The organism is Bradyrhizobium altum (assembly GCF_020889705.1).
GTDB lineage: Bacteria > Pseudomonadota > Alphaproteobacteria > Rhizobiales > Xanthobacteraceae > Bradyrhizobium > Bradyrhizobium altum.
Genome location: NZ_JACMYP010000269.1, coordinates 1 through 11,809, shown reverse-complemented (window position 1 = coordinate 11,809; position 11,809 = coordinate 1). Strand labels below are relative to the sequence as shown.

Annotated in this window: 6 protein-coding genes, 1 tRNA gene and 2 pseudogenes; 7 read left to right on the top strand and 2 right to left on the bottom strand. The window is 66.0% G+C overall.

Annotated elements, in window-relative coordinates:
* Positions 1-1,066: pseudogene (locus tag H8B02_RS39130) on the bottom strand (cyclic nucleotide-binding domain-containing protein); the annotation flags it as partial.
* Positions 1,067-1,747: 681 nt separating this feature from the next.
* On the opposite strand from H8B02_RS39130, the gene H8B02_RS39125 reads away from it, so the two are divergent.
* Positions 1,748-1,822 (top strand) — tRNA-Thr (locus H8B02_RS39125).
* A 54-nt stretch (positions 1,823-1,876) separates the two neighbouring features.
* On the opposite strand, the gene H8B02_RS48265 is transcribed toward H8B02_RS39125, so the two are convergent.
* Positions 1,877-2,002 carry a hypothetical protein gene (locus tag H8B02_RS48265; protein WP_283842305.1) on the bottom strand — a complete coding sequence of 42 codons (126 nt, stop codon included), beginning with the start codon at positions 2,000-2,002 and terminating at the stop codon, positions 1,877-1,879.
* 100 nt (positions 2,003-2,102) lie between these two features.
* Between H8B02_RS48265 and H8B02_RS39120 the strand changes: the two genes are divergently transcribed.
* The 6 genes and pseudogenes from H8B02_RS39120 to H8B02_RS39095 form a co-directional block, all read left to right on the top strand.
* Positions 2,103-2,423, top strand: coding sequence for a hypothetical protein (locus tag H8B02_RS39120; protein WP_229171062.1), 321 nt, complete (start codon positions 2,103-2,105; stop codon positions 2,421-2,423).
* A 227-nt stretch (positions 2,424-2,650) separates the two neighbouring features.
* Entirely contained in the window at positions 2,651-3,397 is a 747-nt protein-coding gene (locus H8B02_RS39115) for an outer membrane protein (RefSeq protein WP_229171061.1), read from the top strand.
* A gap of 237 nt (positions 3,398-3,634) precedes the next feature.
* Positions 3,635-5,779, top strand: a complete 2,145-nt coding sequence (locus H8B02_RS39110) for a methyl-accepting chemotaxis protein (RefSeq protein ID WP_229171060.1) — start codon at positions 3,635-3,637, stop codon at positions 5,777-5,779.
* A 132-nt stretch (positions 5,780-5,911) separates the two neighbouring features.
* Complete coding sequence (locus H8B02_RS39105) at positions 5,912-6,976, top strand: MBL fold metallo-hydrolase (RefSeq protein WP_212317191.1); 1,065 nt, start codon at positions 5,912-5,914, stop codon at positions 6,974-6,976.
* 186 nt (positions 6,977-7,162) lie between these two features.
* On the top strand, positions 7,163-8,392 hold the full coding sequence (hemA, locus tag H8B02_RS39100; RefSeq protein ID WP_229171059.1) for a 5-aminolevulinate synthase: 1,230 nt from the start codon (positions 7,163-7,165) through the stop codon (positions 8,390-8,392).
* Between the two features lie 114 nt (positions 8,393-8,506).
* Positions 8,507-11,809: pseudogene (locus H8B02_RS39095) on the top strand (sensor histidine kinase); the annotation flags it as partial.

The window sequence follows — 11,809 nt, the reverse complement described above, 5'->3', positions numbered from 1 at the left end:
CGATAGCGCGCGCCGCTCGCGACCACCACCGACTTCGCGCGCAGCGTGTGCCCGCAGCCGGTGGCGAGCGTGAACGCGCCCGACGCCTTCGAGCAGTCGAGCGATTTGATCGAGACCGGGATCAGCATCTCGGCGCCGAATTTCTGCGCCTGATTGAAGGCGCGCCCCGCCAGCGCCTGGCCGGAAATGCCGGTCGGGAAGCCCAGATAGTTTTCGATCCGCGCGCTGGCGCCGGCCTGACCGCCGAAGGCGCGGGAATCGAACACCGCGACCGACAGCCCCTCGGAGGCCGCATAGACCGCGGTGGCGAGCCGGCCGGGCCGCTGCCGACCACGGCAACGTCGTAGAGCTTCTCATGCGCGCTGTTGCCGATCATGCCGAGCGCCATCGCAAGCGCGGTCTCGGACGGATTGCGCAGCACCGTGCCGTTCGGACAGACCACCAGCGGCAGCTCGGCGCGCGTCGGCGAATAGCGCGCGACGAGGTCGGCGGCATCCTTGTCGGTCTCGGGATCGAGGACGTGATGCGGCTGGCCGTTGCGCGCCAGGAAATTTTGCAGCGGCGCCATGTTGCCGACCGACGCGGAGCCGATCAGCACCGGCCCGCCGGCGCCGCCCTGGATCAGGCTGACCCGGCGCAGGATCAGCGCGCGCATGATGCGCTCGCCGAGATCAGCCTCGGCGACCAGCAGCGCGCGCAGCCGCTCGGGCGGCAGCAACAGCGTCTCGACGGGGCCCTCGGCATGGCCGTCGACCAGCGCGGCGCGTCCGGAGAGTTGGCCGATCTCGGCAAGGAATTGCCCCGGCCCCTGGTCGATGATCGGCGTGACACGGCCGAGGCCATCGCGCTGGGAGATCGACACGCTGCCCGACAGCACCACGAACATGCCGGGCCCCGGCTTGCCCGTCTCGAACAGCGCCTCGCCGTCCTTGTACGACCGCGGCTCGCCGAAGCGGCGCATCCGCTCGATCTCGTGCGCCGTCAGGGTCGGAAAGGTCTGCTCATGGCGCGGAAAGGCGGTGGCGGTGGCGTTCAGCCGATCGATCGTCGTCTCATCCATGGCCATCTCGGCGACTCGCTTCTTGTTGCAACAAATGCCAACCGGCCGGAGTTTCGATTCTCACTAGAACCAGAACCCAGGCCCTGGCTTGTCGTTTTGCCGGATTTTCTGCACGAACTGATGTCCATCTCGCAGAAATCGCTCTAGCGGCCCGGCTCGCTTCCGCCGGCGTCGTCTCGTGAGCCGTCTTCTAGCGAGGCGTCATCTAACGAGGCTTGGGCTGGTTCGGAAGCCACATCCTCGCGACCGCGCGCCTGCGATTTCCGCCGCTTCAGATTTTCGCGAAGCGCCAGCTTGAGACGATCCTGTCGTGAATCCTTCACGCGGGCTCCGGCCTGCCCGCCGCCTCTGTCGTGCTCACCTGTCATTGCAAAACTCTCGAACCGCCGTCGCGCCTTCCGCGAGGCCGAACATAGCCAATGGCCGCCGCCCGCGCACCCTGCCCGGTCGGCCAGTTGCGCCAAGCGGCATGATTCGGCGGGTGGGCAAAATCCGGCTTGCCGGCCCGATCGGAACCCAATCGGACCGGAATCGGCCGGATTGGGCAGAATCACGGGCGAGGAATGTCAGTTTGTGCCGATTTCATCGGCAACCGGGGCGCTGTTTCGCTTGCGCCAACGGGAGGCCTGTGGCAAGAACCGCCCGCTTGGACGGGCCCTTGCGGCCGATTCAATTTTTCCCGGGCACGCTGCCGTAGCTCAGTGGTAGAGCACTCCATTGGTAATGGAGAGGTCGACAGTTCAATCCTGTCTGGCAGCACCAGCACCTTCCCCAGCGATCGCTTCCGTCATTGCGGGCACCGCCGCGTTCAACGCATCACTGCGCGAGCAGCAGACCCACTCCGCCGATCATCAGCACGACGTAGAACGCGAACACACTGCCGACCCATTTCCAATCGATCTGTGTCTGTTCGGGGCTGAGGCTTTCGATGATGCCGTGCATGATGGTCTCCTCTAGAAGTCGCATGCGCGGCGTATAGCCTGCACCTCGATCACGTCATGTGACTCACTTCACACTTCAAAATCGCGGAACGGACCCAAGAGTGACTGGCCCTGAACTGAAGAAATTGCGCGAACATCTCGGCGAGGCGCTCGGCCGGAAGCTGACGGCGGCTGACATGGCGAAGCTGTGCGGGTTGCCGGCTACCGGCGGCGCCGAAAAGCTCCGCAAGTGGGAAGTCAGCGGCCCGACCCCGAAGGTCGCCGGCCTGCTGCGCGTGCTGGCGATGGCGAGCGAGCACTATCCGATCCTGGAGAAGTTCGACGTGTTCGATCGCCACGACGTTCCGGTCAAGGATCGCGCCGCGCGCCGCCAGGCGTTCCGCGAGCAGATGCGCGACGACGTGCGCAAGCGATTAGCTTAGCCGAGGGCTTGGTTAACAGCAGACGCGTGGCGCGCGCGGCGCGTTAAGCCTTCCGTCATTCCACCTTAAGCGTTCGTTAGGCACAACAAAACGTTTCGCCGCAAAGGGTGCGGCTTAACGCTCCGAGCCGCCTTCCGGTGACAGCATTTTATTCAAATGCGGTCTAACGCATCGCCATGGATGGCGCCATTCACGCCGCGCCTCATGACTTGTCCGGAGACTGCCCCATGAAGAAGTTCCTGCTCGCAACCGCAGCCGCGGCTGCTGCCGTCGCTGCCTTTGGCGCGACCGCCCAGGCCGCCGACCTCGGCTCCCGTGGCTATTACCAGAAGGCGCCCGCGCCTGTGTACGCCGCGCCGCTCTACAACTGGACCGGCTTCTATCTCGGCGGCCATCTCGGCGGCGTGTTCTCGGGCAAAAACACGTTCAACGGCCTCGCGCTGTCCGACTCCAGCGCCCGCTTCATGGGCGGCGTGCAGGGCGGCTACGACTGGCAGCTGTCGCCGATGTGGGTGATCGGCCTCGAAGGCCAGTATTCCTGGGTCGGCGGCCACCAGCTCAATGCGATCTTCCCGGGCGGCTACGTCTACAACAACAACCAGCGCGGCATCGCCTCGATCACCGGCCGGGTCGGCTACACCTGGGGCCCGGGCCTGATCTATGTGAAGGGCGGTTACGCCTATTCCGACAACAACGAAACGGTGACGCTGGGTGGCGCGCAGGTCCCCTTCGCGCTCAGCGACAACCACAGCAACGGCTGGACCATCGGCGGCGGCGCCGAATACATGTTCGCGCCGAACTGGTCGGCCAAGGTCGAGTACCAGTATTACGACTTCGGCGACAGCCGCTTCACCGCACCCGGCGCGCTGGTGCCGGTCGGCACCTTCCACAATGACGAGCACACGGTGAAGGCGGGCCTCAACTACCGCTTCAACCTCGGCAACCTCGGCGGCCCCGCTTACGGCCGCTACTGAGGTTACCGACCACCACAACCGAGAGTGGAAAGGCCGGCTCGCGCCGGCCTTTTTGCGTCCGATCGCGCGCATCGATTCCGCACAGCGGACCAACACGGCGCCGATGCGCGGCAGCCGTGAAAAATCCGGCAGATCGTCGCAATTTTCCCGATTTTGTTAACCCGCCGCATTGATACTCCCGCGCCGGGGAAACATCCAAGAGTAGTGGTCAAGGGTAAGGCCAGGGGGTACGGGGCAATGGCGTTTCGGTTCAAGCTCGGCAAACCAAATCTCAAGCGTATCCATCTGCCGCAGATGGGTGTCAGAGGCAGCCTGTTCGTGGCATTCGCCGTGATCGCAGGCATGGCGCTCGTGATCAGCGCAGGCGCCGGCATCGTGCTGCATCAGCTCGGCGGAACCATGAGCGATCTCTCTGGCCGCGACATTCCGCGGCTCGCCGCGAGCCTGCAACTTTCCGCGCAGAGCGCCTCGCTCGCAGCCCAGGGGCCCGGCCTGCTCGCCGTGCAGAGCGAGGATGCGCTGAACGATCGCACCAAGAAGGTGCAGGAGGTCGCGCAGCAAACCAACGCCAAGCTTGGCGAGATCATCGAGCTCGGCGCCGACAAATCCGTCGTCAGCGCGCTGCAGGAGAACGTCAAGAACACCGATGAAGCCACCAAGAGCCTGATCTCGGCGGCGCGCGAACGGCTCGAGGTCGGCGCGCTGCGCGACAAGCAGTACAACGCGCTGCGCAAGGCGCAGGCCGCCTTCGTCTCCGCCACTGGTCCCGCGACGCTCGACGCACAGACCCGGCTCAACGCCATCCTCGCCGCGGCCGAAGTCTCCGCTGACGACGCCACCGAAGCGGCCCGCACCGTCAGCCAGATCAGCAGCGTGCTCGCCGCCGGCAATCTGATGGCTGCCGACATGACCGCGGCGCTGTCGGCCAATTCCAGCGAGACGCTCGATGCGATCGAGGCGGAGTTCAAGAAGGGCCGCGAACGCGTCAAGTCCAACCTCGAGGACCTGCCGAACAATCCGGCGATCGTTGCCGTGCGCGACACCGCGGAGAAGCTGCTCGTGCTCGGCGAAGGCAAGACCGGCGTGTTCAAGATCCGCCAGAAAGAGCTCGACTCGATCGATTACGGCCAGACCATCCTGGAAGAAACCCGCAAGCTGAATGTCGGGCTCGGCATCAGCGTCCAGCAGCTGGTCGACGCCGTGCAGAAGGAGACCGACTCGTCGACCTTCCAGGCGCGGCAGCAGATCTCACTTGCAACCACGGTAATGATCGGGCTCGGCGCGCTGACCTTGGTCGGCTCGTTCCTGTTCGTCTGGCTCTATGTCGGGCGCAACATCCTGCGCCGCATCCGCGGCCTGCAACGCTCGATGCAGCTGCTGTCCGACGGCGACCTCGACACCGAGATCCCGCAGAGCCGCCAGCGCGACGAGATCGCCGTCATGGCCGACTCGTTGCAGGTATTCCGCGAGAGCATGATCGAGGGCCGCGAGCTCACCGAGAACCAGAACAAGGACCGCTCCGCCAAGGCCGAGCGCGCCTCGCGCATGGAGAAGCAGATCGCGACGTTCGAATCGACGGTCCGCACCGCGCTCGGCAGCCTGCAGAGCGCGGCGAACTCGATGCAGTCGACCGCGCAGAGCATGTCGGCGACCGCCGACCAGTCGAGCGCATTGGTCAACGCGGTCGCCTCGGCCGCCGAGGAAACCTCGGTCAACGTGCAGACGGTGTCGGCCGGCACCGAGGAACTGTCGTCGTCGATCTCCGAGATCGGCCGCCAGGTCGTCACCTCGGCGGAGATCGCCCGCAAGGCGGTCGAAGAAGCCAGCGCCACCGACACCACCATGCAGGGGCTTGCCGACAATGCCGCACGCATCAGCGTCGTGGTCGACCTGATCCAGACCATCGCCTCGCAGACCAATCTCTTGGCGCTCAACGCCACCATCGAGGCGGCGCGCGCCGGCGAGGCCGGCCGCGGCTTTGCCGTCGTCGCCTCCGAGGTGAAGAACCTGGCGAGCCAGACCGCCAAGGCGACCGAGGAAATCCGCCAGCAGATCGTCAGCATGCAGGAGGTGACGACGACGGCGGTCACCGCGATCCGCAACATCTCGAGCACGATCGGCGAGATCAACGACGTCACCACCGCGATCGCCGCCGCCGTCGAGGAGCAGGGCGCGGCGACCCGCGAGATCGCCCGTAACATCCAGCATGCCGCCGGCGGCACCAGTGAGGTGTCGAGCAACATCGTCGGCGTCTCGACCGCCTCGGCCGAGGCCGGCGCCGCGGCCGGCGAAGTACTCAGCGCCTCGGACGCCCTGCGCCGCGAGGCCGACGTGCTGCGCTCCGAGATCGACGGCTTCCTGTCGAACATCCGCGCCGCCTAGCAACGCCTCTGTGCGATCCGTAGCCCGGCTTGATCCGGGCTACGGAATTCGGGTGCAATTCCACCCCATTCTCCGGACGACTATCTGATTTTTCGGCTGGCGCGGCGGCCCGGGTCCCGCTAAGTCGGTAGCATGCATACGAAGACCGACAGCCTTCCCTCCTCGGCGGAGGCATTGCGATACCCTTGGGAGAACCATCCCGGCCACGACCAGGTCGTGGAGGTGGCCCCCGGCGTGCTGTGGGCGCGGCTGAAGCTGCCGTTCCGCCTCAACCATGTGAACATCTATCTGCTCGCCGACGGCGACGGCTGGACCATGGTGGATGCCGGCTTCGGCAATGAGGAATCGATCGCGGCCTGGACCACGCTGTTCGAGGGACCGCTGAAGCACGTCAAGGTCAAGCGGCTGATCGTGACGCATTCGCATCCCGACCATGTCGGTCTCGCCGGCTGGATCACCGAGCGCTTCGACTGCCCGCTGTACATGTCGCAGGTGGAATATCTGCAATCGGTCTATCACCAGAACCGCGGCACGGAGGAACGGCGCAACGCGCAGCGGCTGTTCTTCCGCCGCCACGGCATGGACGAGGACCTGACCGAGAAGCTGCTCGGCCGCGGCCAGGACTACCTGAAGCGGGTGTCGGTGCTGCCGCCGTCCTATCACCGCCTCACCCATGGCGACGAGGTCGTGATCGGCACGCGGCGCTTCAAGGTGATCACCGGCGGCGGGCACGCGCTCGACCAGGTGATGCTGTATTGCGCAGCCGACAAGCTGTTCCTGTCCGCCGACCAGGTGCTGAGCAAGATCTCGCCCAATGTCAGCGTCTGGGCGGTCGAGCCCGAGCAGAACTCGCTCGGCGAATATCTGGCCTCGCTGGCCAGCCTGACCACCACCCTGCCCTATGACGTGATGGTGCTGCCCGGCCATGGCGTGCCGTTCTACGGGCTGAAGACCCGGATCAAGCAGCTCGCCGATCACCATGAGGAGCGCTGCCGGCTGATCGCCGAGGCCTGCCGCGAGGTGCCGCAGACCTCCAAGGAACTCGTGCCCGTGGTGTTCCACAAGCACGTGCTGGACGAGCACCAGATGGGCTTTGCCGCCGGCGAGCTGGTCGCCCATGTGAATTACATGCTGGTCGAGGGCCGCCTGACGGCCGAGATGCACGACGACGGCATGCTGCGCTTCAAAACGACTTGAGCGCCGGGCCGGGCGGCAAGGCATCGCTCGGCGATTTGACCGAAATCAAGCCAAACCGAGCAAGCTAGGGCAATTTGCCCAACTGCGGCGCATGCCCTGATGTGGGCCAATGCATGGACATTAGAGCTGGAAAAGCTCTAAGAAGAGGCAGGTTTTCCGGTCAGGTTCCGCTTTCTGGGTTCGCCGATGAATTACAGCCAGTTTTTCCAAACCGCCCTCAACCGCCTGCATGACGAGCGGCGCTACCGGGTGTTCGCCGACCTCGAACGGATCGCGGGACGCTTCCCGCACGCGACCTGGCATTCGCCGAAAGGCAGCCGCAACGTCGTGATCTGGTGCTCCAACGACTATCTCGGCATGGGCCAGCACCCCAAGGTGGTCGGCGCCATGGTCGAGACCGCGACCCGCGTCGGCACCGGCGCCGGCGGCACCCGCAACATCGCGGGCACCCATCATCCGCTGGTGCAGCTCGAGGCGGAGCTCGCTGATCTCCACGGCAAGGAAGCCTCGCTGCTGTTCACCTCGGGCTATGTCTCGAACCAGACCGGCATCTCGACGCTCGCCAAGCTGATTCCGAACTGCCTGATCCTGTCGGACGCGCTGAACCACAACTCGATGATCGAAGGCGTGCGCCAGGCCGGCTGCGAACGCCAGATCTTCCGCCATAACGACGTCGCGCATCTCGAAGAGCTCTTGATCGCCGCCGGCCCCGACCGGCCGAAGCTGATCGTCTGCGAGAGCCTTTATTCGATGGACGGCGACGTCGCGCCGCTCGCCAGGATTTGCGATCTCGCCGAGATATACGGCGCGATGACCTATGTCGACGAGGTGCATGCGGTCGGCATGTACGGCCCGCGCGGCGGCGGCATCGCCGAGCGCGACGGCGTGATGCACCGCATCGACGTGCTCGAGGGCACGCTGGCGAAGGCGTTCGGCTGCCTCGGCGGCTATATCGCCGGCCGCGCCGAGATCATCGATGCGGTCCGCTCCTATGCGCCGGGCTTCATCTTCACCACCGCGCTGCCGCCGGCGATCTGCTCGGCCGCCACCGCTGCGATCCGCCATCTGAAGACCTCGAACTGGGAGCGCGAGCGCCACCAGGACCGTGCCGCCCGCACCAAGGCGATCCTGACCGCCGCCGGCCTGCCTGTGATGTCGAGCGACACCCATATCGTGCCGCTGTTCGTCGGCGACCCCGAGAAGTGCAAGCGCGCCTCCGACCTGCTGCTCGAGGACCACGGCATCTACATCCAGCCGATCAACTATCCGACGGTCGCCAAGGGCACCGAGCGGCTGCGCATCACGCCCTCGCCCTACCATGACGACGGCCTGATCGACGCGCTGGCCGAGGCCCTGCTCCAGGTCTGGGACCGGCTCGGCCTGCCCCTGCACCAGAAATCGCTGGCCGCCGAGTAACCCTATCCTTTCCTACCCCCGAATTTGGGCCGGCCGCGCATCGCATGGCCGGCCCTTTGCGTTATAATCCTGATACCCGGCCCTCCCAGCGGCCGGGACAGGAGATGAGCAGCGATGCTGCACGACTGGGGCGTTATCGCCACGGCGTTCGCCTACATCGGATTGTTGTTCTTCATTGCCAGCCGCGGCGACCGCAGGTCGGCGGGTGGGCGCGGCCGTGCCAGCCAGTGGATCTATCCGCTGTCGCTGGCGATCTACTGCACTTCCTGGACCTTCTTCGGCTCGGTCGGCTTTGCCACCCGCACCAGCGTCGACTTCCTGGCGATCTATGTCGGCCCGATCGTGATGATCGGGCTGTGCACCCCGCTGCTCCGCCGTGTCATCGCGCTCGCCAAGTCGCAGAACATCACCTCGATCGCCGACTTCATCGCCGCGCGCTACGGCAAGAGCCAGGCGGTCGCGGCCACCGTGGCGCTGATCGCGATCATCGGCTCGGTGCCCTACATCGCGCTGCAGCTCAAGGCGATGGCCTCGTCGCTGGAAACCATCCTAAGCGAGGATCAGGCATTCTCGAAGATCCCGATCATCGGCGACATCGCGCTGATGGTGACGCTGGCGATGGCGGTGTTCGCGGTGCTGTTCGGCACCCGCCACACCGACGCGACCGAGCATCAGCACGGGCTGATCCTGGCGATCGCGGCCGAATCCATCGTCAAGCTGGTCGCCTTCATCGCCGCCGGCGCCTTCGTCACCTTCTGGATGTTCTCCCCGGTCGAGCTCTACGAGCGCGCCCTGAAGACGCCGGAGGCGGTACGCGCGATCGAATATGTCCCGTCGATCGGCAATTTCCTGATCATGACGTTGCTGTCGTTCTGCGCGGTGATGCTGCTGCCGCGCCAGTTCCATGTCAGCGTGGTCGAGAACTCGACCGGCGCCGAGGTCACCCGGGCGCGCTGGCTGTTCCCGCTCTACCTCGTCGTCATCAATATCTTCGTGATTCCGATCGCGATCGCAGGCCTCGTCATCTTCCCGTTCGGCGCGGTCGATGCCGACATGTTCGTGCTGGCGCTGCCGATCGAGGGCAATTCGCAACTGCTCAGCCTCGCGGTGTTCGTCGGCGGGCTGTCGGCGGCAACCGCGATGGTGATCGTCGAATGCGTCGCGCTGTCGATCATGGTCTCCAACGACATCGTGCTGCCGCTGGTGCTGCCGCGCAGCGACGACGCCCGCGCCGGCCAGAAGGACTTTGGCGATTTCCTGCTGAAGGCGCGCCGCTTCTCGATCTTCGCCATCATGGTGATGGCGTATTTCTACTACCGCGCGCTCGGCAACACCCAGCTGGTCGCGATCGGCCTGCTGTCCTTTGCCGCGATCACCCAGCTCGCGCCGGCATTTTTCGGCGGCCTGTTCTGGCGCCGGGCCACCGCACGCGGCGCCATGGCGGGCATGCTGGTCGGCTTCGCGATGTGGCTCTACACGCTGTTCATCCCGAGCTTCCTGGAAAACTCGACCACCGGCCTGATGCTGCTGCAGCATGGGCCGTTCGGGATCGAGGCGCTGCGGCCGCAGGCGCTGTTCGGCGCCGACCTGCCGCCGCTGCTGCACGGCGTGCTGTGGAGCCTCGCGCTCAACATGCTCACTTACGTCGTGTTCTCGCTGGCACGCGCGCCGTCCGCGATCGAGTTGTTGCAGGCCGACGTGTTCGTGCCCAATGCGCTGGCCCCGATCGCGCCGAGCTTCCGGCGCTGGCGCACCACGGTGACGGTGCAGGACATCGAGAGCACGGTGACGCAATATCTCGGTCCCGACCGCACCCGCGAGGCGTTCGCCTCGTTCGCCATCGACCGCAACGTCGTGCTGCTGGCCTCGGCACCGGCCGATTTCGAGCTGCTGCAGCACGCCGAGCGGCTGATCGCGTCCTCGATCGGGGCGGCGTCCTCGCGCCTCGTGATGTCGCTGCTGCTGCAGCGGCGGACGGTGTCGGCCAAGGCCGCGCTGAAGCTGCTCGATGACTCGCACGCCGCGTTGCACTTCAACCGCGAGATCCTGCAGACCGCGCTTAATCACGTGCGCCAGGGCATCGCGGTGTTCGACGCCGATCTGCAGCTGATCTGCTCCAATCGCCAGTTCTCCGAATTGCTCGCGCTGCCGCCGCACCTGGTGCAGCTCGGCATACCCTTGCCCGAGATCCTCGAATTCATGGGCGCGATCAGTCCGCCGCCGGCCGGTGACAGCGACAACCTGCTGCAACTGCGGCTGCGCGCCTACACCACCGAGGGCGAGCCCTATCTGGAACGCTTCACCGACCGCCATCTGGTGATCGAGGTGCGCGCCAACCGCATGCCGGGTGGCGGGCTCGTCATCACGTTCTCCGACGTCACGCCGAGCTTCGAGGCCGCGGAGGCGCTGGAGCGCGCCAATGCGACCCTGGAAAAGCGCGTCCGCGACCGCACCGAGGAGCTGACGCGGCTGAACTCGGAACTCGCGTTAGCCAAGGGCATCGCGGAGGACGCCAACGCCTCCAAGACGCGCTTCCTGGCGGCGGCCAGCCACGACATCCTGCAACCGCTCAATGCGGCGCGCCTCTACGTCACGAGCCTCGTCGAACGCCAGAACGGCGGCGAGGATTCGCGCCTGGTCGAGAACATCGACGACTCGCTCGAGGCGATCGAGGACATCCTGGGCGCGCTGCTCGATATCTCCAGGCTCGATGCCGGCGCCATGACGCCGGCGATCACGAGCTTCCGGATGGCCGATTTGATGCGCTCGCTGGAGATCGAGTTCATGCCGATCGCCCGCGACAAGGGCCTCGATCTGCGCTTCGTGGCCTGCTCGCTGCCGGTCGAATCCGACCGCTCGCTGCTGCGCCGGCTGCTGCAGAACTTCATCTCCAACGCGATCAAATATACCCCGCGCGGCCGCGTGCTGATCGGCTGCCGGCGCCGCGGCGACACGCTCCAGATCAGCATCTTCGATACCGGCGTCGGCATCCCCGTGCAGAAGCGCGGCGAGATCTTCAAGGAATTCCATCGCCTCGAGCAGGGCGCCCGGATCGCCCGCGGCCTCGGTCTCGGCCTGTCGATCGTCGAGCGGCTGGCGCGCGTGCTCAACCATCGCATCGCGATTTCGGCCAATGTGAGCGGCGGCTCGGCGTTCTCGGTCACCGTGCCGGTCGCCACCGCCGTCAACCATACCGCGGCCGTCACCACCGCCACGCCGCTGTCGAAGACGCCGATGAGCGGCTCGCTGATCGTGTGCATCGAGAACGATCCCGCCATTCTCGACGGCATGAAGACGCTGCTGACGGCCTGGGACGCCGAGGTGATCGCGGTGCTCGATGCCGACGGCGCGATCAGCGCGATCGAGGCCGCGGCGCCGCGTCACCGGCGTGCTGGTCGACTATCACCTCGACCGCGG